21 protein-coding genes are annotated in these 25,408 nt (G+C 35.0%); 14 read left to right on the plus strand and 7 right to left on the minus strand.

Translation table 11 applies throughout. From position 1 onward, the window contains the following. The first annotated feature begins 71 nt into the window (after positions 1-71). The 5 genes from TTHE_RS01160 to TTHE_RS01180 all read left to right on the plus strand — a co-directional run bounded on the left by TTHE_RS01160 (position 72) and on the right by TTHE_RS01180 (position 6,803). A complete protein-coding gene (locus tag TTHE_RS01160; protein WP_013296788.1) occupies positions 72-578 on the plus strand; it encodes a ferritin-like domain-containing protein in 507 nt (168 codons plus the stop codon). A gap of 112 nt (positions 579-690) precedes the next feature. Further along, complete coding sequence (locus tag TTHE_RS01165; protein ID WP_013296789.1) at positions 691-3,888, plus strand: DEAD/DEAH box helicase; 3,198 nt, start codon at positions 691-693, stop codon at positions 3,886-3,888. Between the two features lie 267 nt (positions 3,889-4,155). Then, positions 4,156-5,262: a hypothetical protein gene (locus TTHE_RS01170; RefSeq protein WP_013296790.1), complete on the plus strand. Its 1,107-nt coding sequence runs from the start codon at positions 4,156-4,158 to the stop codon at positions 5,260-5,262. 22 nt (positions 5,263-5,284) lie between these two features. Then, entirely contained in the window at positions 5,285-6,364 is a 1,080-nt protein-coding gene (locus tag TTHE_RS01175) for a hypothetical protein (protein WP_013296791.1), read from the plus strand. Positions 6,365-6,467: 103 nt separating this feature from the next. Continuing rightward, positions 6,468-6,803 (plus strand): hypothetical protein, encoded by a 336-nt coding sequence (locus TTHE_RS01180; RefSeq protein WP_013296792.1) that lies wholly within the window; start codon positions 6,468-6,470, stop codon positions 6,801-6,803. Between the two features lie 194 nt (positions 6,804-6,997). Here the strand turns inward: TTHE_RS01180 and TTHE_RS01185 are convergent, their stop codons facing one another. Then, positions 6,998-7,498 (minus strand): LiaF transmembrane domain-containing protein, encoded by a 501-nt coding sequence (locus TTHE_RS01185; RefSeq protein WP_013296793.1) that lies wholly within the window; start codon positions 7,496-7,498, stop codon positions 6,998-7,000. 253 nt (positions 7,499-7,751) lie between these two features. Between TTHE_RS01185 and argC the strand changes: the two genes are divergently transcribed. The 8 genes from argC to argH are packed head-to-tail and all read left to right on the plus strand — an operon-like array spanning position 7,752 to position 18,966. Continuing rightward, positions 7,752-8,786 (plus strand): N-acetyl-gamma-glutamyl-phosphate reductase, encoded by a 1,035-nt coding sequence (gene argC, locus TTHE_RS01190; protein ID WP_013296794.1) that lies wholly within the window; start codon positions 7,752-7,754, stop codon positions 8,784-8,786. A gap of 25 nt (positions 8,787-8,811) precedes the next feature. Further along, positions 8,812-10,032, plus strand: coding sequence for a bifunctional ornithine acetyltransferase/N-acetylglutamate synthase (argJ, locus tag TTHE_RS01195; RefSeq protein WP_013296795.1), 1,221 nt, complete (start codon positions 8,812-8,814; stop codon positions 10,030-10,032). Next, positions 10,029-10,928: an acetylglutamate kinase gene (gene argB / locus TTHE_RS01200; protein WP_013296796.1), complete on the plus strand. Its 900-nt coding sequence runs from the start codon at positions 10,029-10,031 to the stop codon at positions 10,926-10,928. The genes argJ and argB overlap by 4 nt, the downstream gene beginning before the upstream one ends. Next, positions 10,915-12,099 (plus strand): acetylornithine transaminase, encoded by a 1,185-nt coding sequence (locus tag TTHE_RS01205; RefSeq protein WP_041587509.1) that lies wholly within the window; start codon positions 10,915-10,917, stop codon positions 12,097-12,099. The genes argB and TTHE_RS01205 overlap by 14 nt, the downstream gene beginning before the upstream one ends. Beyond that, positions 12,083-13,171, plus strand: coding sequence for a glutamine-hydrolyzing carbamoyl-phosphate synthase small subunit (gene carA / locus TTHE_RS01210; RefSeq protein ID WP_196793645.1), 1,089 nt, complete (start codon positions 12,083-12,085; stop codon positions 13,169-13,171). Before TTHE_RS01205 ends, carA begins: the two co-directional genes overlap by 17 nt. Further along, on the plus strand, positions 13,158-16,379 hold the full coding sequence (gene carB, locus TTHE_RS01215; RefSeq protein ID WP_013296799.1) for a carbamoyl-phosphate synthase (glutamine-hydrolyzing) large subunit: 3,222 nt from the start codon (positions 13,158-13,160) through the stop codon (positions 16,377-16,379). Before carA ends, carB begins: the two co-directional genes overlap by 14 nt. A 33-nt stretch (positions 16,380-16,412) precedes the next feature. Then, entirely contained in the window at positions 16,413-17,651 is a 1,239-nt protein-coding gene (locus TTHE_RS01220) for an argininosuccinate synthase (protein WP_013296800.1), read from the plus strand. Next, a complete protein-coding gene (gene argH / locus TTHE_RS01225) occupies positions 17,632-18,966 on the plus strand; it encodes an argininosuccinate lyase (protein ID WP_013296801.1) in 1,335 nt (444 codons plus the stop codon). Before TTHE_RS01220 ends, argH begins: the two co-directional genes overlap by 20 nt. A gap of 45 nt (positions 18,967-19,011) precedes the next feature. Here the strand turns inward: argH and TTHE_RS01230 are convergent, their stop codons facing one another. The 5 genes from TTHE_RS01230 to TTHE_RS01250 form a co-directional block, all read right to left on the minus strand. Continuing rightward, complete coding sequence (locus tag TTHE_RS01230; RefSeq protein ID WP_231292698.1) at positions 19,012-19,329, minus strand: ArsR/SmtB family transcription factor; 318 nt, start codon at positions 19,327-19,329, stop codon at positions 19,012-19,014. A 3-nt stretch (positions 19,330-19,332) separates the two neighbouring features. Beyond that, the gene (locus TTHE_RS01235) at positions 19,333-21,798 is read right to left on the minus strand and encodes a CoA-disulfide reductase (protein WP_013296803.1); all 2,466 of its coding nucleotides are present in this window, start codon (positions 21,796-21,798) and stop codon (positions 19,333-19,335) included. Between the two features lie 157 nt (positions 21,799-21,955). Continuing rightward, the gene (locus tag TTHE_RS01240; protein ID WP_013296804.1) at positions 21,956-22,585 is read right to left on the minus strand and encodes a VTT domain-containing protein; all 630 of its coding nucleotides are present in this window, start codon (positions 22,583-22,585) and stop codon (positions 21,956-21,958) included. A gap of 101 nt (positions 22,586-22,686) precedes the next feature. Beyond that, positions 22,687-22,944, minus strand: a complete 258-nt coding sequence (locus TTHE_RS01245) for an iron dependent repressor, metal binding and dimerization domain protein (RefSeq protein ID WP_013296805.1) — start codon at positions 22,942-22,944, stop codon at positions 22,687-22,689. A 206-nt stretch (positions 22,945-23,150) separates the two neighbouring features. Next, entirely contained in the window at positions 23,151-23,414 is a 264-nt protein-coding gene (locus tag TTHE_RS01250; protein WP_013296806.1) for a metal-dependent transcriptional regulator, read from the minus strand. A gap of 124 nt (positions 23,415-23,538) precedes the next feature. Between TTHE_RS01250 and TTHE_RS01255 the strand changes: the two genes are divergently transcribed. Then, positions 23,539-24,828, plus strand: coding sequence for an Nramp family divalent metal transporter (locus TTHE_RS01255; protein WP_013296807.1), 1,290 nt, complete (start codon positions 23,539-23,541; stop codon positions 24,826-24,828). An 89-nt stretch (positions 24,829-24,917) separates the two neighbouring features. Here TTHE_RS01255 and TTHE_RS01260 read toward each other — a convergent pair whose 3' ends face one another. Further along, complete coding sequence (locus TTHE_RS01260) at positions 24,918-25,298, minus strand: desulfoferrodoxin (RefSeq protein ID WP_013296808.1); 381 nt, start codon at positions 25,296-25,298, stop codon at positions 24,918-24,920. Between the last annotated feature and the right edge of the window lie 110 nt (positions 25,299-25,408).

A 25,408-nucleotide genomic window follows, 5' to 3' on the forward strand; every position in this document is an offset into this window, starting at 1 on the left:
TTGATTGACTAGAAAATTTTGTAATGATAAAATTGTTTGTAGGAAATAATAATTTTCGAAGAGGTGTTGTTATGTCAAGCGAAATAGAGAAAAAATATTTAACAGATCTTGAAGTTGTAAGCCTTGCTATTGACATAGAAGATAGAGGCTATGAATTTTACACTATGGCTTCAGAAAAATTTTCCAATGATAAAAAAATAAAAGAGTTTTTTGATGAGATGGCAAGAGAAGAGCTGATACACAAATCGAAATTTGAAGAATTGTATAGAAAACTTTTGGATGAGAAGAAAGGAGACGACAGTGCATATTTTGATATCGAAGCGTCTATTTATTTGACGATGTTGTACAAGACATCTGTATTTCCTTCTGAAAATTTGGTTGAAGAAGTACTTAAAAATGTAGATACCATTTACGACGCTATTGAGTTGGCTATTAGAGCAGAAAAAGATTCTATTCTTTTCTATGATGAGATAGTGAAAGAAGCTAAATTTGATGCAACTAAGAGAATAGTGATAACACTTTTGAATGAGGAGATTAAGCACTTTATTGATTTAAGCAATAAACTCAAAGAAGTTTAAGTTATTGTTATCGGCATATAAAGAAGTGAATTCTTTATATGCTTTTTTTAAGATATTTGATATAATAAAGTAATAAAAACATGGTTAGTTTATAGAAATTGGGATGATGATTATGATTTATATAAACGATGCAGACATTAAAAAAAGATGTACTGATGATGCTGTTTATAGAAGAGGACTTGAATACTATTTATCCGGGAAAGTTTATGATTTAAACTACAATAAAGATGGTACTGCATTTCAAGCTTTTGTAATGGGTACATCTTTGTACAGGGTGATGATACAAAAGTATCACGGTGAGTTGTACACAAGCTGTACATGTCCAGCAAAATCTAGATACGACGGTGATTGCAAACACATTGCAGCAGTTTTAATGTATATAAAAAATAATCAAGCTGAGATAGAGGACAATCTAAAAAACAAAGTTGCTTATGATTTATTTGAAGAATTTGAAAAAAGGGAATACATACCTGACGAATTAAAGCAGCCTGTTAATATAGAGGTTACATTAGAATCTTATCAATTTAATACATCTTTAAGCCTTAGAATGGGCATTGATAAATTGTACGTAGTTAAAAGCATAAAGAAGTTTTTTGACGATATTGATGAAGGAATGATCGTTGAATTTGGCAAAGGATTTTCATTTGATCCAAGCGTAAATACTTTTAAAGAAGAAGATATGAAGCTTATAAGGTTTTTGAGGGAGATATACGAGATTGACAAAATCAATACTGAAAATTCTTATTACAGAGTCGACTCGGTTATTTCCGGAAAGTGTGTAAGGCTTACGCCATCGAATTTAGAAAAATTTATTGAAATTATGAAGGATAGTCACTTTAATTTAGTTTTGGATGGAAAAACTTATTATGATATAGACGTGGTTTTTGATGATCTTCCTATTAGCTTCAAACTTGAGAAAGCAAATAACGACAAAAACCTTAGACTTACCGTTGAGGGAATTGAAAAAGTAAAGGCGTTAGACAGCAGAGGTAATTTTTTTGTGTATGATGGGAAAATATACAAGGTTTCTGATAAGCAGCGTTTTGCTTTAGCGCCATTTTACAATGTATACATCACTAATAATACAAATAGCGTTGTATTCACTGAGAAGGATAAACAGAAGTTTGCAGAAGTAATACTTCCGAATATAGATAAAGCAGGAAGCGTCGTGATCGATGACGATGTGAAATCGGAATTTTATAGTGAACCACTTGTTACGAAAATTTACCTCGATAAAGAAGGAGAAAGAATAACCGCTGATATAAATTTTACTTATGGTGAGTATAACATAAATCTGTACGATGATGGAAAGACGAAGATTATGCATGACTGCATTTTAATTAGGGACGAAGCTGCAGAAAAACGCATATTGGATATCTTTGAAAAGTGTGAATTTAAGGTAAAAGATAAATCGGTTTACTTAGATGATGAAGACTCCATATTTAACTTCGTATCAAATTATTTGCCTGTGCTTCAAAAATATGCTGATGTGTACTATTCTGAATCATTTAAAAGGATGAAATTCTACAAAAGATCGTATAGCAGCAGCATTAGGATTCAAGACGATGATTTGTTGGAATTTAGCTTTTCTATTGATGATATAGATAGAGATCTCATTCCTAAGATATTTGACTCGATAAAAATGAAGAAAAAATTTTTTAAACTGCCTGATGGATCTTTTTTGCCTATTGATGATGAATTGGTGAAAATCGCAAATTTCATTGATTCATTGGACTTAAGTAGCAAAGATTTAAAGAAAGAAATTGTAAAGATTCCAAAATATAAAGCCCTTTATATCGATGAAAAACTTGAAAGTGATAGATTAAAGATTGCTAAAGATGAAAAATTAGATAGCTTAGTTAAGACCATAAAAAATCCAATGGAAACTGAATTTGAAGTGCCTAAGAAGTTAAATGGAGTCCTTCGAAAATATCAGGAAGTCGGGTTTAAATGGCTTAAAACATTGTCATCATATGGATTCGGTGGAATACTGGCAGATGACATGGGATTAGGAAAGACGATACAGACTATAGCATTTTTGCTGGATGAAAAAGAAAAGCATAAAGAACCTGCAATAGTCATCTGTCCGACAACTCTTATCTATAATTGGGAAAGTGAAATACAAAGGTTTGCACCGACTCTTAAGACTTTAGTGGTATCTGGCAGTAAAAGCGAAAGAGGAAGTCTTATTAAAAGCATAGAGGAATCTGACGTCGTCATAACTTCATATCCGTTGATCAGAAGGGATATAGAAAGCTATGAAAATATTGAATTTAGCTATTGTATTTTAGATGAAGCGCAGCATATAAAAAATCCAAAGTCTCAGAATGCAGAATCTGTCAAAAGGATAAAAGCCAAAGGATATTTTGCGCTTACTGGTACGCCTATAGAAAATTCTTTGACTGAATTGTGGTCTATATTTGATTTCTTAATGCCTGGATACCTTTTGTCTCACAGAAAATTTGTGGAGAAGTATGAGAAGCCAATTGTAAGATACAAAAATGAAGAGGCGCTTAATGACTTAAGCAAACATATAAGGCCATTTATACTGCGAAGGTTAAAAAAGGATGTTTTGAAGGAGTTACCAAATAAGATAGAAACCACATCATTTGCTGAACTTACGAAAGAGCAAAAGGAGCTTTATATGGCGTATCTGGAGAATGCAAAGACTGAAATAGAGGAAGAGATACGAAATAAAGGCTTCGAAAGAAGCCAGATAAAGATAATAACTGCTTTAACGAGGTTAAGGCAGATATGCTGCCATCCATCAATGTTTGTAGAAAATTACAAAGGTACCAGTGGCAAGATGGAGCTTTTGATGGAACTGATTCAAGAATTGAAAGAAAGTGGACACAGGGCCCTGATTTTTTCTCAATTTACGACAGCGCTTAAGCTTATAGAAGACAATTTAAAGAAAGAAAAAATTTCATACTTGTATTTAGACGGAGATACAAAAACGAAAGAGAGAGGGGAATTAGTCAAAGCCTTCAATGAAGGTGACTCGGATGTCTTTTTGATTTCGTTAAAAGCAGGTGGAACGGGACTAAACTTAGTAGGTGCGGATACTGTTATACACTTTGATCCGTGGTGGAATCCAGCGATAGAAGATCAAGCGACAGACAGAGCCCACAGGATTGGGCAGGTGAATACAGTACAAGTCATAAAGTTAATAACGCAAGGTACAATTGAAGAAAAAATTGTAAAGCTGCAAGAGAGAAAAAAAGAGATGATAAATTCTGTCATAAACCCAGGTGAAACATTTATAACTAAGTTGAGTGAAGAAGAAGTAAAAGAGCTTTTTGCGATGTGATTTAATGATTTGCAATTGTCGATTAAGGCAGTTGCTTTTTTTTGTAAAAAATTTTATTGATTATGTTACAAGATTGTAATAGGAAATTAAGGAATAATTAATAAAATTTATTATTTTTAATTTTATGATAGAGGTGAGGTATGGGAAGTTAAGAGCATAATATACAAAAATAACAAAATTAATTTTTATGATGTGGAATATTTCCAGAAGAATTTAGCTTTTATATAAGTAGAAGGGGAAAAAAAGAAAATTTGGGAGGTAGATAATGTGATTAAATCGTTTAGAACTTCATTAGCTGTTGTATTTTTATTACTTATGTCTGTTGTATTCTCTGGCTGTTCTGAGACAGTGAAAAATAATACTGAAGTGCCATTTGTTGTTTTAAATGATGATGCTGGAAGCTTTAAGGCGGATATATATTACTGGAATGTAATAAATAATAAAATAAAAGAAACAAATGAAAACCTATATAAAATTCCACAAAAGATAATAACAAATAAAGAATCATATACGATATTCCCTATAATGTGGGATGGACAGAAGCATGCGGTTTTGCCTTCTTATCTAGAAGCATCAGATAAATTCAAAAACATTGTTGAAAAAGCGGATTTTTATTTTGAACCAAAGACGATATGGGGGCAAGATGTAAAATTGGTAAAAAGCGATGAAGAAAATAGATATAAGTTAACATTAATAGATGACGGTAAGACTGACGAGAAAGAAATAACAATTCCTCTTCATACTTTTAAAGGAGAGGATGGCAAAAATCATGAAGCAACAAAATGCGGAACAGTAACATCGGTAGTTAAGACAAGTTATGGTGCAGCAATGCTTTATCCTTGTTTCACATTAGGTGGTGGGAAATTATTTATTTTAAAGTATGATAAAACAACAGAAAGTATCAAATGGCAAGAAGTTGGTCCTGTTAAAGGGAACGAGCTATCACCTAGCTTTCCGCCATTGGCTAATCACACAGCTACTATCGGAGATAATTTTATCGTAAGAACTCTTACTAATCCAATTAAGGTAGATGCTGAAAAAGTAGAATTCAAAAAGATGAACATTATATCTGACCTTCAAAAGAAATATGCACCTGAGACATTAAATGGCGAATTTCCCGAGTATATAGATATTTTAGGAAGCTATAATGATATTTTGCTTATAGGTATTCCAGTGCATAAGGCTGAAGGGACAGAATTGTATATATTTGCTGTGAAGGATGATAAACTAATAGGGATTATGCACAGAACGATAAATGATATTGAAATAATTGATACGGCAGGAAATGTTGTATCAAAATATAATGTACCAAAAGCGAAAACTTTAATTGGCGAAAATGATGTTTATTTTCCAAATGTGAATGGCATGGATTGATTGCCTTGTCTAGGAGGCTATTATGAAAAAAGTAAAAATATGTTTATTAATCATCATAATCTTAATAATTGGTGGCTGTAGTATTAAAAGTATAAAGACAGACTCAGATGATGAAAATACAGTTATTGCTAAAACAAATGTTAATATACTTGATGAGCTAGAGGCTAAAAAAACCTCATCAATCGAAAATGCACATCCAATAGCTGTGCTTGATGATGGCAGAAAAGTGTTTTTACAGGTCAACCCTGAAGTAGACAACAGCATTTTTGCCACTTCAACTGATGGCTCAATAATGCTTAAAATTAATGCTGGAGCTTCTAAAAATATTTATGATGCAAAAGTCATGGGGAATTGGATCGTGTATGTTGAATCCAGCAACGATATGACAAAAAGCGATTGGGTTTTGTATGCACAGAATATAGATGACAATCGTCGCATAGAAATTGATAAGGGAAAAGTTGCAGATGTAAAAACGGAAACGCCTACCTCGTTAGGAGCGCTGATATCTGCATCTAACGGAAAAATTGTCTGGACAGCTTTTGAAAAAGATAAAGAATCTGTTAATGCAATTGTCAAATTATACGATATTGAAAACAATACTTATAAAATCATTGATAAATTAAATGTTGAAGATGGAGAATTTGGACAGCCAGGGTTGGATGGGGATTGGATTGTATATGATATTGGAAAAATCGATATGAAAGCACTAGCGCGAAATGGGGAATTGGTCCTTGTAAATCTTAAAAATAACGAGAAAAGAATATTAGATGAAGGATTAAGAGTTAGCGGTGCATCAATTAAATATCCATATATAGTATGGAATTCAGGCGATTCTATTCTGAAATTATACAATATAAAGACAAAAGAAGAGAAGACAATTGTAAATTGGGGAATGACTGGCGTTTGGAATAGTTCACTTAATGATAAATTCATTTCATGGAATACAAACGGTGATGGTTTATATATTTACTCAATAGAGAAGAATGAAACATTGAAGTTAAAAGATTCAGGTATTACAAGCGGTGGAAATATTTCAGGTAATATACTGTGGTGGTATGTCAAAAGAGAAAAGTGCAAATCAGAGTGGATTACTTTAGATTGAATGGAAGTTTTGTTACTTTAGATATCTAAAGGAAGCATTGTTATAACTTCTATAGGTTATTTACAAAGTAGCAGCAAAGAAATTCCATAAAAAGGTGACATTTATGATATCAAAAAAATGGACAATGACAATGTTACTTATTTTGGCTCTCACAGGATGTTCAAATCTAAAAAAACAAGGAGATGTGGTTGGTGGAATATCTGATAATGAAGCTTTGAAAGTGGCTAAAGAAAAAACGGAAATTACTAAAGTAAAATCAGAAGAGCTTAAAAATTTAGAAGTTGATTTAGATAAATTTTTTGATGATCCAAAACTTATGGAAAAATCTCCTTGTCCAGTTTACTGGATAATAAAGGGTATTGACAAAGAAGGAAAGTCCTTAACTGTATATGTAAATTATAAAAAACCCAGCATTTATTATGTTAAAAATGAAAGATAGACAGAGCTAATGAATAAGCACGATTGCTTCATCTCCATAAATTTTTTATTAAGATCTCATAAAAGTGTTACACAATCAAAAGGGAAAAAATTGTGTTATTAAATGTCTCAGAACTTTGCTATATGTTACATATTTATATTTATGCGTGTTGTATTTCTGATTATTCTTACATTTCAGCCATTTTCTGTATAATGCTATTTTCTCCGGCTTCTTATGACTAAAGCAAGTCCCAATAAAATTATCATTATTGAGATTATCAAGTTTGGGTTTAGCCATACGATGGAGAATTGGTTGTACAAAATGGACACATAGCTTAATATTACAGCGGCGGTTATGACCATGACTAGACCTATTAGCACTAAATCTCTGCTTATAATGTAAAGCTGAAAGAGGCCTATTGCTACAGATAGAATGTATAGAGGCCATGTGTATTCAGAGTAAATCCAGTTTGTGAAGATGTCAAAGTAAAAAATGATGCCCATTGATGTAAGTATTCCGCCGGGGACTAAGATTTCGGGATTTTTTCTTTGTTTAAAGTAACTTACTTCCATCATTATTCCGGGGATCAATATGAAAAGAGGCCATATATTAGACATATCCAATGTTATTCCATATCTTGACAGTAAGCCCAGATTGTCGTTTAGGTATATAAGCCCAAGCAATATAAGTACAATTCCTATTATTTTCTTTCCCATGATTAAACCTCCTGAACAGTTTTCAGACAAAGGAATACTTCTTAATTATATTTTACTATAAATGGATGAAAATTTAACTATTTTTTTTACGAAAAATACTTGAAAAAATTTCAGAAGGTGATATAATAATAAAAACGGTGAATAAATATAAAAATCAAGTATTATTTATACATATTTCATATTATTTTTTTAATGTTTAATGCATAAATATAAATCAAAATTAATATATATAAAATATTAGAGGTGGATCTCGATGGTGAGGGTTGGCATATTAGGAGCTACAGGCTATACAGGTGTAGAACTCATTCGAATCTTATCAAATCACGAAGATGTACAGATAAAATATTTATCGTCTCAAAACTTCAATGGCAAAAAGATTGAAGATGTGTATCATTCATTGAAGGGATTTTGTGACGCTGAACTTCATGAACTAAAAATTGACGACATTGTTGAAAATTGTGATGTGGTATTTGCAGCACTTCCGTCTGGATATGCAATGAATATAGCTGAAAAATTATGCAGTAGTGGAGTAAAACTCATTGATCTTGGTGCGGATTTTAGATTTGATGATTTTAATATGTACAAGGAGTGGTATGGGTCAGATAAAAATGATTACGGCAGTGTAAGTAGAGTATATGGACTTCCGGAGATTCATAGACAGGAGATTAAAAAAGCGATGGTTGTAGGAAATCCGGGATGCTATCCTACATCTGTCATTCTGGGATTGGCACCTGCTTTAAAAAGCGGAATGATAGAAAGTCATATAATCGTTGATTCGAAATCTGGTATCTCTGGTGCAGGCCACAGCCCTAAACTAGGCAATATGTATGCAGAGTGCAATGAAAGTATAAAACCTTACAATGTAGCAAATCACAGACACATACCTGAAATAGAACAAGAGCTTTCAAAGTTGAATTTTGAAGATACAAAAGTCGTTTTTACTCCCCATTTGACGCCTATGACCAGAGGAATATTAAGTACAATGTACTGCAAATTGAAAAAAGATATTTCAATAGAGAATTTACATGATATATACAGTCAGTTCTATAAAGATGAATATTTTGTGAAAGTATTGAATATCGGCGAATACCCATCTACAAAAAGCGTATACAGTTCAAATTTCTGTCATATAGGACTTGAAATCGACAAGCGTTCTAACACATTGATAGTCATGTCTTCTATTGATAATTTGGTAAAAGGTGCATCTGGGCAGGCTGTTCAAAACATGAATATAATGTTTGGCATCGATGAGAATAAAGGGTTAAAAATGGTGCCAGTTTTCCCATAAAGATAAGCTTAAGGAGGATATGATAATGGAGGATTTTGAGGTAATTGAAGGGAATATCACCTCTCCTAAGGGCTTTTTAGCTTCAGGTGTTTTTGCCGGCATAAAAAAATCTAAAAAAGATTTTGCTTTGATATATTCAGAAAAAAAAGCAAATGCAGCAGCGTTATTTACGACAAACAAAGTGAAAGCTGCACCTGTGTTATTAGACATGGAGAAAATAAAAAATGGTGAAGCGCAAGCAATAGTTGCAAATAGTGGCAATGCCAATGCTTGCACAGGTCAAAAAGGATATGAAGATGCCTGTTCTATGGCTTTTATGGCAGCAGAGAAACTTAACATAGATAAAGACGATGTGCTTGTCTGCTCAACAGGTGTTATTGGTGTGACGCTTCCTATGGATAAAATTGCTAAAGGGATAGAGTTGGCAGTTCAAAACTTATCAAGAGATGGTGGAAAAGAAGCTGCAGAAGCTATCCTTACTACGGACACATTTACGAAAGAAATTGCTGTAAAGTTCAATATAAAAGGTGTTGAAGTTAAGATAGGCGGAATTGCAAAAGGCTCTGGCATGATTTCTCCAAATATGGCTACTATGCTGTCTTTTATCACGACAGATGCTGATATATCAAAAAGCGCTTTAAATAAAGCTTTAAAGGATACTGTAAAGAGATCTTACAACATGATATCTGTCGATGGAGACATGAGCACAAATGATACTGTAATAATGCTGGCAAATGGTGTGGCAGGTAATCCTACAATAGATGAGGGGACAAAGGAGTACCAGGTTTTTTATAACGCGCTTTTATATGTAAATAAGCATTTGGCGAAACAAATAGCAAAAGATGGTGAAGGTGCTACGAAATTCATGGAAGTCAATGTGGTTAATGCACCTACGGAAGATGATGCGATCTTGGCTTCCAAGTCTGTTGTTAATTCAAATTTGGTCAAGACGGCTATATTTGGTGAAGATGCCAATTGGGGAAGAATTATTGCGGCTGTAGGATATTCAGGAGCTAATTTTTCGCAAGATAGCGTTGATATATATTTGAAAAGCAACAAAGGACTCATAAAGGTTTGTGAAAATGGTGGCTATGTTCCCTTCAGTGAAGACAAAGCGAAAGAGATTTTAAGCGAAAAAGAAATCTCGATAGTAGTTGATTTCAATGCCGGAAAATATGAAGCTTTAGCGTGGGGCTGCGATTTTAGTTACGATTATGTAAAAATCAATGGGAGTTATCGAACATGATTAAAAGGCAAAAATACGGCGATGAAATCGCAAAAGCTGAAATATTGATAGAGGCCCTACCCTACATTAAAAAGTTTTCCGGTGCTACTGTTGTGATAAAGTATGGCGGCAATGCCATGATAGATTGCCAGATAAAGAAAATGGTTATGCAAGATATAGTATTGTTAAAGTATGTCGGCTTAAATCCTGTTATTGTCCATGGCGGCGGTCCTGACATAAACAAGATGCTTGAAAGCCTAAATATAGAATCTAAATTTGTAAATGGTCTACGTGTTACAGATGAGAAGACCATGGAAGTAGTTGAGATGGTTCTTACAGGCAAGACAAACAAAGAGATAGTTTCAATGCTAAATGAGATAGGCGGCAAAGCCATAGGGATAAGCGGGAAGGATGGTAAGCTTCTTGTGGCCGAGAAAGATACTGCAAATGGTGATATAGGTTATGTGGGAAAGATTGAAGAAGTCAATATAGATGTAATAAAGATGATGCTTGATAAGGGGTTTATACCGGTTATAGCTCCATGTGCCGTCGGAAAAGATGGAAAGACGTACAATGTAAATGCTGATACAGCAGCAGGTAAAATTGCTGAAGCATTAAAAGCAGAAAAGTTCATACTTTTAACAGATGTGGAAGGCATCTTGTCAGATGTAAATGATAAAAGCAGTGTAATATCTAGGATAGACTTGGATGCGGCTAAAGAACTTATGACGACAGGTAAGATTACAGGCGGAATGATACCTAAGCTAAAATGTTGTATACAAGCTGTAGAGAATGGTGTTAAGAGAGCACATATTATTGATGGAAGATTGACACATTCGCTTCTCTTAGAGATATTTACTGATGAAGGAATTGGCACAATGATTGGAAAGGAGTGTTTTGATGATGATAACCTCTGATGATAAGAAATATATCATGAATACTTATGGACGGTATCCCCTGACATTGGTAAAAGGTAACGGCACAAAAGTTTGGGACACAGATGGAAACATGTATCTTGATTTTGTAGCAGGCATTGCTGTAAATGCATTTGGTCACTGCTACCCACCAATTGTAGATGCTATCAAAAATCAAGCAGAAACATTGATACACTGTTCAAATCTCTATTGGAATGAAAATCAGATTGAACTTGCCAAGATGATCGCGGAAAACTCGTTTGGTGACAAAGTGTTTTTTGCCAACAGCGGGGCAGAAGCTAATGAAGGAGCAATTAAGCTAGCCAGAAAATATGCATCTATAAAATATGGCGATAAAAGGCATAAAATCATATCTGCAAAAAATTCATTTCATGGTAGGACTTTCGGTGCACTTACAGCAACAGGCCAGATGAAGTACCATGCAGGTTTTGGACCTTTGCTGGAAGGATTTAAATATGTAAAATATAACGAAATTGAAGATATTTATAGCGCTTTAGATGATGATGTATGTGCAATAATGATTGAAGTTATACAGGGAGAAGGCGGTATACACGAAGGTAGTTTAGAGTATTTAAAAGAGATTAGGAAAATTTGCGATGAAAATGACATACTTTTGATCATTGACGAGGTTCAAACTGGTATTGGACGTACAGGTAAGCTTTTTGCATATGAACATTTCGGAATAACGCCGGACATTATGACGTTGGCAAAGGCACTGGGAGGTGGTATCCCAATTGGTGCTATTGTTGCAAAAGAAAGCGTATCAGTGTTTAAACCAGGGGATCACGCATCAACATTTGGAGGAAATCCCCTTGCTTGTGCAGCTGGAATTGCAGTCATGAAAGAGGTTACAAAAGAAGGATTTCTTGATGATGTATCAAAAAAAGGAGAATATTTTAAGGAGAAGCTTAATGGATTAAAAGATAGATACAAAGTCATAAAAGATGTAAGAGGCAAGGGTTTGATGATAGGGTGCGAAGTGGATTTAGACGATGCAGGTGAGATAGTGTTAAATGCCTTGAAGAAGGGGCTTCTCATAAACTGTGTAAATCACAATGTTCTAAGATTTGTACCTCCACTTATCGTTACTACTGACGAACTTGATACTGCTACGATAATTCTTGACGATGTATTACATGAAATGGGGTTTTAAGATGAAAGGGTACTTGAAGCTTGAAGATGGCAGTGTTTTTGAAGGCAATATTATAAGTAAAAAATTTCAAGGTTTTGGAGAAGTGGTTTTTAATACAGGCATGACTGGATATCAGGAAATCATCACAGATCCGTCTTATGCTGGACAGATTGTCGTCATGACATATCCTTTAATTGGGAATTACGGAATCAATAAGTACGACTTTCAATCAGAGAAGCCGCATATTAGAGGATATGTCATTAGGGAGTACTGTGATATTCCCAGCAATTTTCTCTCAGACTCTTCATTGCTTTACTACCTTGACAGCAATGAAATACCTATTTTAGCAGGCGTTGATACAAGGGAATTAACTAAAAAATTAAGATCAAATGGGACCATGAGAGGCATCATTACAAATGATGTCAACGCTTCTGTGCCAAACATTAGCGGCGATTTGCTTAAAGATGTGTCAACAAAAAAGGCTTACCATATACAGGGTGAAGGTCCGAAAATGGCTTTTATCGATCTTGGCACTAAAAAGAACATCTTAAAAATGTTAAATCAGGTTGGATTTGACATATATGTATTTCCATATGATGTAAGTTGCGAAGATGTAATGGCGATAGAGCCAGAAGCGATATTCTTTTCAAATGGGCCAGGTGACCCTAAGGATGCGGTTAATGCCATAGAACTTGCAAAGTATTTTATCGGCAAAATACCTGTTTTAGGAATCTGCTTGGGACATCAGATAATCGCACTTGCAATGGGCTGCAATACAGTAAAAATGAAGTTTGGACATAGGGGGTCCAACCAGCCAGTGAAGGATTTGCTGACGGGCAAATCATATGTCACATCTCAAAATCACGGTTATGCTGTGGAAGAAAGCTCAATAAATCGCGAAAATATAATAGTGACACATATAAACTTAAATGATGGCACAGTGGAAGGAATAAGGCATAAATATTTGCCGGTATTCTCTGTCCAATATCACCCGGAGGCAAGCCCCGGTCCTCATGATTCTATGTATCTATTTGATAAATTTATGGATATTACATGTGTTTATAGAAGGAGGTCTTATCTTGCCGAAATATGAAGGAGTGAATAAAGTGCTTGTTATAGGCTCCGGGCCTATCGTAATAGGTCAAGCTGCAGAGTTTGACTATTCCGGCACACAAGCATGTAAATCACTAAAAGAAGAAGGATTAAAAGTTATCTTGGTGAATAACAATCCTGCTACAATAATGACAGACACAGAGATTGCAGATATTGTCTATATGGAAAATCCAGAAGTAGATGTATTAGAAGCCATAATAGATAAAGAAAGACCTGATGGTATTCTAGGAACAATTGGAGGCCAGACAGGTTTAAATGTTGTTGTAAAGCTAAAGGAGAGTGGAATAATTGATAAGTACGGTATCAAAGTTTTAGGTACTTCTATTGATTCTATAAAAACTGCAGAAGACAGGGAATTGTTTAAGAAAAAGATGGAAGAGATAGGTGAGCCGATAGCGGAAAGTACAACAGTCAACAATGTGGAAGATGCAGTTAAATTTGCAGAAAAATGTGGATATCCCCTCATAGTTAGACCTGCTTTTACATTGGGAGGTACTGGCGGCGGCATAGTCAATAATGAAGAAGAGCTAAGAGTTGTTACAGACATGGGCTTAAAGAAAAGTATGGCCCATGAGGTCTTGATTGAAAAGTCATTATATGGATACAAAGAAATTGAATATGAAGTCATGAGGGACTCCAACGATAACTGTATAACAATATGCAATATGGAAAATTTTGACCCTGTAGGTGTGCATACAGGAGATAGTATCGTTGTTGCACCATCACAGACACTTACAGATTATGAATACCAGATGCTAAGGACAGCCAGTTTAAAAATAATAAAGGCATTGAAAATTGAAGGTGGATGTAATATTCAATTTGCATTAGACCCCAACAGCCATCAGTACTACGTCATAGAAGTAAATCCAAGGGTCAGCCGTTCAAGTGCGTTGGCGTCAAAAGCTACAGGTTATCCTATAGCAAAAATAGCGGCGAAGATTGCAATAGGTTTTACACTTGATGAGATAAAGAATCCTGTCACAGGGAAGACCACAGCTTTTTTTGAGCCATCCCTCGATTACGTCGTCACAAAAATACCAAGATGGCCTTTTGATAAATTTTATGAGACTGACAGGAAGATCGGCACACAGATGAAGGCTACTGGCGAGACGATGGCTATTGACAGGTGCTTTGAAGCGTCACTTTTAAAAGCTGTAAGGTCTTTGGAAATAAAAGCGTACGGTCTTATAAACGATAGTATAAAAAAGTTAAGCGATGAAGAAATAATCGATAATATAAAAAGGCCAAATGATATGAGGCTATTTTATATAGCTGAAGCACTGCGACGCGGTGTCACTGTAAATTATATAAATGAAATATCAAAGATAGATAAGTGGTTTATAAATAAGCTCTTAAATATAATCAACATGGAAAAAGAGATATTTATTAACGACTTGACGCACGATCTATTGAAAAGAGCTAAGAGAATGGGCTTTTCAGATAGGGAAATTGCAAAGATAAAAGGATTAGATGAGAAAGATGTAAGGGAATTAAGGAAAAGCTACGGAATAGTCCCGGCATATAAGATGGTGGACACATGCGCAGCAGAATTTGAATCAGTTACACAGTATATATATTCAACTTACGGTGAATATGATGAAGTTCCAATACACCATGATATTAAGAAAGTCATAGTTTTAGGCTCAGGTCCTATAAGGATCGGACAGGGTGTTGAATTTGATTACTGTTCTGTTAAAGCTCTCTGGGCACTTAGAAGCAAAGGAGTCAAATCAATTATAATAAATAATAATCCCGAAACGGTCAGCACGGATTTTGATACTGGCGACAGACTGTACTTTGAACCATTAACGCTTGAGGATGTATTAAACATCGTTGAAAAAGAGAAGCCTCTTGGCGTGATGGTAATGTTTGGAGGCCAGACAGCCATAAACCTTGCACAAGGCTTGTATAGTAGCGGCGTTAACATTTTAGGCACATCTTTTGAAAGCATTGACACCAGTGAAGATAGAGAAAAGTTTTCAAAGCTCCTTAAAAAATTAAATATAAATCAGCCAAAAGGTGGCTATGCGCTATCAGTTGGTGATGCAAAAGATGTGGCATTGACGCTGGGATTTCCACTTCTTGTAAGGCCATCATACGTTATTGGCGGCCAATCAATGGAAAAAGTAAATACGCTTCAGGAAATCATAGATTATGTATCAAATGCGATAAAAGTGTCTCCAGGAAAGCCTATTCTTATTGATAAATACGTCGAAGGAAGAGAAGTTGAAGTAGATGCAGTGTCAGATGGAGTCGATGTTTTAATACCTGGAATAATGGAACACATTGAAAGAGCAGGAGTTCACTCTGGCGATAGTTTTTCAATGTATCCTGCAAGAAACTTATCTGAACATGAAATATTTACGATTATAGATTATACAAAGAAGATATCAAATGTCTTAAATGTAAAAGGGCTTATCAATATACAATTCGTTGTGAAAGATGGCGTTGTGTACGTCTTAGAAGTAAACCCAAGAGCATCCAGGACCGTACCAGTTATGAGCAAAGCGACAGGAGTGCCTATGATAGATATAGCTGTTAAAATCGCCTTAGGTGAGACACTTAAAAGTCTCGGATATGATGAAGTGCTATGTGCAAAGACCACACATACAATCGTCAAAGCACCGGTTTTTTCTACAGAAAAACTTACTAATGTTGAAGTGATGTTAGGACCGGAGATGAAGTCAACTGGTGAGATAATGGGCATAGATTTAAGCTATGAAGGTGCTCTTTATAAGGCTATGGTAGGAGCAAATTTAAATATACCGGCAAGTGGTCGAATACTAATATCTATATCGAACAAAAATGTGGCCGAATCAATGGCTACGGTAAAGAAATATTACGATGCTGGTTATGAGATATTTGGCACATCAGGTACTGCAAGGCATTTCAATTCTATGGGCATTAATGTGAAACATGTCAATATAAAGGATGCTATACGATTATTAAAAGAAGGATATTTTTCATTTGTTATTAATATACCTACTCACGGCAAAGATGTAGACAATGATGGATTTGTATTGAGGCGTACTGCTTGTGAATACAGAATTCCACTGTTTACATCCATTGATACGGCAAAGGCGGCGCTTCAGGCGGTACAGAAAGTGAAGCTAAACGGTCTTAATTATCTTTCGCTTAATGAATATCACCAGTTACAGTCTAAAAATTTAAAAAAATCAGTCCTATAAAATATTAATTATTTATGAAGGGGAGATTATATTATGTTAAAAGGAGAAAAAGTAGTATTAGCATATTCAGGAGGTCTTGATACATCTGTTATTATACCTTGGCTTAAGGAAAACTACGAATGTGATATAATAGCAGCTTGCATAGATGTAGGTCAGGGAAGTGAACTTAATAGCATAAAAGAGAAAGCTTTATTAAGCGGTGCCAGCAAAATATATGTTGAAGATGTTAAGGATGAGTTTGTGGAAAACTATATTTTCCCTACATTAAAAGCTGGTGCTGTATATGAAGGCAAGTACCTTTTAGGTACGTCATTTGCAAGGCCTCTTATTGCCAAAAAACTTGTAGAGATAGCACATAAAGAAGGAGCGAAGGCTATTGCTCATGGCGCTACAGGAAAAGGCAATGATCAAGTGAGATTTGAAGTGTCCATACGAGCGCTGGATCCATCCATTAAGATAATAGCGCCTTGGAGGATATGGGAATTCAAATCAAGAGAGCAAGAGATAGACTATGCAAAAAAGAAAGGCATACCTGTACCGGTAACAAAAGAAAAGATATACAGCGTCGACAATAATATATGGCACATAAGCCACGAAGGCGGTGATCTGGAGGATCCGTGGAATGAGCCTAAAAGCAGCTTATATGACATTATAGTACCACCAGAAAAAGCACCAGATGAGCCGGAGTACGTTGTCTTAGAATTTGAGAAGGGACTGCCTGTAAAAGTAAATGGAAAATCCTACAGCAATCCAGCAAAGATGATAGAAGAGCTTAATTTGATTGCCGGAAGAAATGGAATAGGGATAGCTGATATTGTAGAAAATAGACTTATAGGTATGAAATCCCGTGGTGTTTACGAAACACCTGCAGGTACAGTTCTTTATGCAGCCCACAAAGAATTGGAGTATTTGGTGCTGGATAAGGAAACCATAAGGTTTAAAGATATAGTAGCTCAGAAATATGCTGATCTTGTGTACAATGGATTGTGGTTTTCGCCACTTAGAGAATCCCTTGATGCATTTGTCGATGTGACACAGCAAAATGTCACTGGAACAGTTAGACTGAAACTTTATAAAGGCAGTATAATAAATGCGGGTTCAAAATCGCCTTATTCTCTTTACAATGAAGAATTTGTCACATTTGGGGAAGACGAAGTGTATAACCAGAAAGATGCAGAAGGATTTATAAACTTATTTGGGTTGCCACTTAAGATAAAAGCATTGATGGAGATGAACAGAAAGGAAGATTTCAATGAAGCTGTGGGGCGGTAGGTTTAAAGGTAGCGTTGACAAGCTTATGGAGGAGTTTAATTCCTCCATTTCTTTTGATATACGTCTTTTCAAATACGATGTTGAAGGGTCTATTGTACATGCAAAGGGTTTAAACAAGGCTGGTGTATTAAGCGATGATGAAACAAATCTCATTATAGACGGCTTAAACGAAATACTTAAGGAAACTGATATAAATCATATACCAGATGATGAAGATGTGCACACATACGTTGAGAGGCTTTTAACAGAGAAAATTGGAGATGCTGGGCGAAAACTCCATACCGGAAGGAGCCGCAATGATCAAGTGGCTACCGATGTAAGGTTATACTTAAAAGATGCTATAAAAGATATCGGAAGTGATATAAAACTTCTTATAGAGACGCTTCAAAGTATAGCCGATGAGCATAACAATACAATTATGCCCGGCTACACGCATTTGCAGAGGGCGCAGCCTGTCACTTTTGGACACCACATGCGGGCATACGTGGAGATGTTTAAAAGGGATTTATCAAGGCTTAATGACATGGTAAAAAGAGTAAATATAATGCCATTAGGCTCCGGTGCACTTGCAGGTACTTCGTACAATATAGACAGAAGGTATGTAGCAGAGCTTTTAGGATTTGATGATGTAACATTAAATAGTTTAGATGCTGTTGGCGATAGAGATTTTGTCATAGAATTTCTAAGCTTTTCGTCAATTTTAATGATGCACCTAAGTCGCTTCTGTGAGGAAATTGTACTATGGTCCAGCAGAGAATTTGACTTTATAGAGCTTGACGATAAATATTCGACAGGAAGCAGCATGATGCCTCAGAAGAAAAACCCTGATGCTGCAGAACTGATTCGCGGGAAGACAGGAAGGGTGTATGGAAATTTAATAACTTTGCTTACAGTTATGAAGGGACTTCCTCTTGCTTACAACAAGGATATGCAGGAAGATAAAGAAGCACTTTTTGACACTGTTGATACGTTAAAAATCTGCATTGAAGTATTTACAGGCATGATAAAGACAATCCACGTGAAGAAAAGTAACATGGAAACAGCGGCTAAATACGGCTATATGAATGCTACAGATTTTGCGGATTATCTCGTATCTAAGGGGATTCCATTTAGAAAAGCACATGAGATAACCGGTAAAGTTGTGCTGTATGCAATTGATAAAAATTGCGCAATTGAAGACTTATCAATTAAAGATTTAAAATCGTTTTGCGATTCTATAGATGTAGATGTTTATGAAGCCATTGATTTAAAAAACAGTATAAGAAATAAAAAAACTATAGGTTCTCCAACTCTGGATGAAAAAGAATTCAGATAAAAAAGACGTATAGCAAAAGAGATAGGATATTTCCTATCTCTTTTGCTAATCATTTAATAAAAGCTTGACTATTTTTACGATGTCATTGTCTACAACTCGATAGCATATTTCAAGTCCATTTCTGGTGCCTTCAATTATACCGGCAGATTTCAATTTTGAAATGTGCTGAGACACTGTTGACTGAGGTAGATTTAAACATTCTTGTATCGTTGTAACATTGCATTCCCCATCTATAAGGCCTTTTACGATGCATAGTCTGTATGGATGTGCGATTGCTTTTAATTTGTCTGCTATTTTTTCGTATTTCTTAAAATTTTTCTCAACATCTATCTTATGATTTTCCAGTGAAGATCCCTCCATCATTGATTATATGAAAAGCGTCGTGTCTGACTGCTCTGCTGCGCCTATAAATGATGCCACACCGCCCAATTCAACACCATCTATAAGTTCTTCTTTAGTTATACCCATTATATCAGATGACATGTTGCATGCAACAATTCTTACTCCATTTTTAAGTGCCTGCTTTATTAAATTCTCTAATGATGCTACATTCTTTTTATTCATTATATATCTTATCATTTTCGGCCCTATGCCCAGCATATTCATTTTAGATAGCTTTAGCTTTTTAGAACCTCGTGGCATCATCATACCAAACATTTTGCTTAAGAAGTCCTTTTTTATAGAGACTTTTTCGGGTTTTCTCAATATATTTAATCCCCAGAAGGTGAAAAACAATGTAACTTTTCTACCCATAGCGGCAGCTCCGTTTGCTATTATAAACGCAGCAATGGCTTTGTCAAGATCTCCGCTGAATACAATGATTGCTTTGTCGTTTTTTTCTGAATTTTGACTTACTTCAACCTTCTTATCATTGGTATTCTTTTTTATCTTAGCGACAATTGTCCTTCCCTCATGATATAAGTCCAGAAGCGTATTTCCTGTTCTCTGACACCAAGTTTTTATGTCATTTTCAAAACCCGGGTCTGAAGCCTTGATTTTTAATATATCTCCGTCTTTTAGATTTTTTATTGCGTTAAATGTCTGCATTATGGGACCGGGGCATTGTAGGCCACATGCATCAATTTCTAATGTGATGATGCTATCATCTAGTTTTTTTTTATCAGATGATATGCACATACCGCACTCTGTCTGTTCATCATCGTATCTTATGGTAATATCACTGGAATCTGACGTTGCAGTTTCATATATCTTGTATCCGCCACTTAAGTTTTTAACAGATTTAAAACCATTTTGCATAAGTATCCTGCATGCTATATATCCTCTTAAACCTACCTGACAATAAACATATATATTTTTATCTTTAGGTATTTTATCGAGGTTTTCCCTAAGCTCATCAACGGGTATATTTATAGAGCCTTTGATGTTTCCAAGCTCGTATTCCATATCTGTCCTTACGTCAAGTATAATGGATTTTGACATATCTATGTTTTCAATTTCGTCCCAGTGGAATACGCTTATATCACCTCTTAATATATTGGAAGCTGCAAAGCCTGCCATATTTACAGGGTCTTTTGCCGATGAATACGGAGGTGCGTAGGATAATTCAAGCTCTTCCAGATCGTATACCGTCATATTTGCCCGAATTGCTGTAGCTATTACGTCAATTCTCTTATCAACACCATCGAATCCGACTATTTGAGCACCTAAGATTTTTCCATCTTCTTTTTTAAATATAAGTTTAATAGTCATAGGCAAAGCATCGGGATAGTAGCTTGCGTGTGAATTAGGGTGTATTATGACTTTTTCGTAATCTATTCCAGCTCTTTTTAGGATTGTTTCATTGTTTCCCGTTGCTGCTACAGTCAAGTCGAAAATTTTTGCAACAGAAGTGCCTTGTGTGCCATCATATTTGGAATTTCTTCCGCAAATATTGTCTGCAGCAATGCGGCCTTGTTTGTTTGCGGGACCTGCCAACGGTATCAATGTATAGCTGCCATTTATATAATCTTTCACTTCAATAGCATCACCTACAGCGTAAATATCTGGGTCAGATGTTTGCAGGTATTCATTGACTTTAATGCCTCCACGATCACCGATTGCGAGACCTGCATCTTTTGCAAGCTTGATATCCGGCCTTACACCGATTCCTAAAACTACCATATCGGTATCGATGGTTTTTCCGCTATTTAATACTACAGTTGTTGAGTTGTTTTTGTGCTGGAATTCTTTGACACCGTCTTTCAATATTAGGTTTATGCCTTTGTCCCTCAGGTGCTGATGAACAATAGAAGCCATTTCGTAATCAAGAGGTGCCATCACATGGTCAGCAAGCTCAACTACGGTGACATCTAATCCGACTTCTTTAAGATTTTCTGCAACTTCCAGACCAATAAAACCGCCACCTACTACAACAGCTTTTTTAGGTTTGTTGTAATCGACAAAGTCTTTTATCCTATAGGTATCTGGAATGTTTCTAAGTGTAAAAATGTTTTTACCGTCTATACCTGGCATTGGAGGCTTTATCGGCTCTGCACCTGGTGATAAAATCAATTTGTCATAAGTTTCTTTGTACGTCTTGTTATTTTGTATATCATGAACAATCACTGTTTTTTCGCTGGGGATTATCTTTGTTACCTCTGACAATGTCCTTATATCGATGTTAAATCGCTTTGACATAGCTTCAGGTGTTTGAACGATTAATTTTTCACGTTCTTTTATCACTTCGCCTATATAGTACGGCAAACCGCAGTTAGCGTAAGATATATATTCTCCCTTTTCAAAGAGTATTATTTCAGCATTTTCATCAAGTCTTCTCAATCTTGCTGCAGCAGAAGCGCCGCCAGCAACGCCCCCAACAATTACAACTTTCATAACTCTTCCTCCTATTTTATTATTATATCTTAATATTACAATATATAAATTTAATTGTCAATAATTTAACTAAAAATATTTTTTAAATAAAGAATTATGATAAAGGTTTATCAATTAAATGCATAAAAAAGCGAGATTTACTGACGTAATCTCGCTTTTACTTCTTTCTTAAGAAAGTTATAACAGCAGGTATTAAAGATATTACAATTATAGCAATTGTTACAAAACCAAAATGAGTTTTTACAACCTCAAGGTTTCCAAAATAATATCCACCAAATGAGAACAATGCAGCCCAAGCGATACCGCCTAATGCATTGTACGTCAAGAAGTGAAGATAGTTCATTTCGCCTATTCCTGCAACAAACGGCACAAATGTCCTTATTATTGGTATAAATCTTCCAAGAACTATTGTCATGTTGCCGTACTTCTCGTAAAAGTTTCTAGCTTCTATCAGATGCTCTTTTTTTATTAATTTTAAATTATCTGCCTCATATATCTTTTCTCCAATAAATTTTCCGATATGATAATTTACAGTATCACCTAAAATTGCAGCCGCTGATACGATGATAAACAAAGTAAATACATTTAAAGAGCCTATTGCTGCAAATGCACCTGCAGCAAATATAAGTGAATCACCAGGTAAAAATGGCGTTACAACAAGCCCTGTTTCAAAGAAAATTATTAAAAATATAATCAAATATGTTGCCATGCCATACGTCTGTATGATGGTGCCTAAATATTTGTCAAGATGAAGTACAATATCGATTCCGACTTTTATCAATGACATTAAAATCCCCATTCCTTTTTGCTGATTTAGTGTACTTTATAATTATAACATATTAATAGTTTTAAATATTACAAAATTGTAAAATCTAATCTACTTTTAATCTATTTCTTTGAGCTTATGTATTCGGATAATCTTTTTTTTACGTCTTTATTTGCTTTTAAAAATTCGATAAAATTTGTGAAACATTGAAGCGTGTTTTCACTTATCGTATGCTCTATTTTTTCTGTCTCTTCTAAAAGATGATTTTCTTCTATTCCTAATGTTTTTAAAAGTTCTATTATGGTATTGTGCCTTTTTATAAGATTTTTTCCTATTGCTTTACCTGTATCTTTAACGAAGGCTTGAAAGAAGTCTCCCATCCTCTATAGGTGGGAGATGAATTTCTATTGTTTTCCATAACATTATATGCTATAATATTATCAGGAGTAAAAAGTAAAGACAATTAGGCATAACAGCCTAAGAATAATATTTTTGTAGGGAAGGTTCCTCCCGAAATTACGCCTATGGAGATTGTGTAAGACCTGCTGTGAATAACAGTAGGCAACGGTCTATGAAGTAGGAAGCTTCATCCTCTATAGGATGGAGTAGGTTCACGAGTTATGACTCCATACTTTTCATAGTTTATGAGATTTAGCTCAGCCAATTTTTGGACCATTTTTGTGGCCGAAGGAGGCTGCACGTTTAATGCATCTGCTAATTCATGCAGCCTTACAAATCCTGTTTTTATAGATAATCTATATATCATTTCAAGATAATCTTCCATTGATGCTGTCAAAGAATTGTTTTCTTTTTTCATGTATTCGCTAAAAGTATAGAAATCATTATTCAAAATTTCCACCTTCTTTTTAAGAGTAACAGAATAATTCTATTTAACATATTCTATGTTAGAAATTTTAATTTTAGGATTGGCTAATATTTTTGCAAATGTGAAAGATTAAAAGGGGTGTGGTTTAATGAAGAATGTAGATATAGTAAGTTTGACAGATTTTATTGCAAGCAATAAAAAAGCAAGTAATTATTTAATTATAAAAAGAATAAAAGATATTATAAGGTATTTGGGGCCTGCATTTATTGTAAGCGTGGCTTATATAGATCCCGGAAATTTTGCAACGAATATAAGCGGCGGTGCTGTATTCAATTACAGCCTTATATGGGTTATATTGTGGAGTAACATAATGGCAATTTTTTTACAGTATTTATCGGCTAAGCTGGGAATTGCAACAGGAAAAAATTTATCGGAGATGTGTGGATTGGTGTTTTCTAAAACGACAAACATTTTGTTATGGATTGTTTCAGAGATTGCTGCGATTGCTACTACAATGGCTGAGTTTTTGGGTGGTGCCCTTGGAATATACCTTCTTTTTAAGATACCTTTAACTATCGCAGGGATTATTACGGGTATTGTAACATTTTGCATAACATATTTGCAGAAATTCGGACAGAGAATTATTGAGGTTATCATTGAAGTATTAATAGGTGTAATATGTGTAGCATACGCATTTGAAATGTTTTTGGCAAAACCGGACTGGTTGGAGGTGGGCCTCCATACACTGGTTCCATCAATTGCAAATGGTGATGCACTGTTTATTGCTGTAGGAATGCTTGGGGCCACTGTAATGCCTCACGTAATATTTCTCCACTCTCAATTAGTGCAAAAGAGAAATTACAAACTGAATTTAAATCAGAAAAGACATCACCTTCGTATGGAAAAAATAGATATAGTAATTGCTATGAACATTGCTTTTATAGTCAATGCAGCAATGGTGATAGTTTCTGCCGCTGTGTTTTTTAAAGAAGGTGTTATCGTAAATTCTATTGAAGATGCTCATAGATCATTAGAGCCTCTTTTAGGGTCTTTTTCAAGCATGGCTTTTGCAGTAGCTCTTTTATCATCGGGGTTTTCGTCATCTGCTGTTGGTACTATGGCAGGGGAGACAGTCATGGATGGTTTTATTAATATAAAGTTTCCAATTTATTTAAAGAGGCTTGTTACTATAATACCTTCAGTGGCTTTGATTTTTATGGGGGTAAACCCAATGAAAGCTTTAATTATGAGCCAAGTCGCATTAAGCTTTGCACTTCCTTTTGCCATTATACCGATGCTTTTAATAACATCTAAAAAAGAGTATATGGGGGATTTTGCAAACAAATTGACAACTACAATCGTGGGGTGGGCTATATCACTGTTTATCATTTCATTAAATGCAATTCTTTTGTATACCACATTTAAAGCTGTAATGTAAATGAAGAAGAAAAATTAAAAAGATGTCCTAAATTTAATCTAGGACATCTTTTTAAACAGTTGTTAGTAAAAAGAGGAGGGGCTAAATTTTTAAACTTCTGAAGTCCATAAACCGTGTAAATTGCAAAATGCCCATGCTTGAATCTTTGAAGCATCTGTCTTGAATGTAGCTTCTGGCTTATCGCCTGGTTTTAACATCTTTCTCATATATATTCCGTCAGCTAAGATTGAAATCCATTCTATGTAGTGTTTCTCTTCCATTGGATGTTCTACACTGCCAACCTTTACGGTGACTGTGTCGCCATCTTTCAATATTACAGGTACGTGCTTTTCTTTGCTTGCATCAACTGTATTTACTATCTGCTCTTCCATCGGCTTTTCACAGCATGTCAATGTTCCATCTCCAGCGTTCAGCACTTCAACTGTATTTCCGCATTCTTTGCATTTATAAACACCAAACAAGTTTGTCATAAAAATGACCTCCTTCGATTAATTATAAAGATAATATATTTCTATTGATAAATATTATCTTTACGTAAATATTATATACCTGTTACTAATGAAAATCAAGTGGTATTATA

The organism is Thermoanaerobacterium thermosaccharolyticum DSM 571, from assembly GCF_000145615.1.
GTDB classification, from domain to species: Bacteria; Bacillota; Thermoanaerobacteria; order Thermoanaerobacterales; family Thermoanaerobacteraceae; genus Thermoanaerobacterium; species Thermoanaerobacterium thermosaccharolyticum.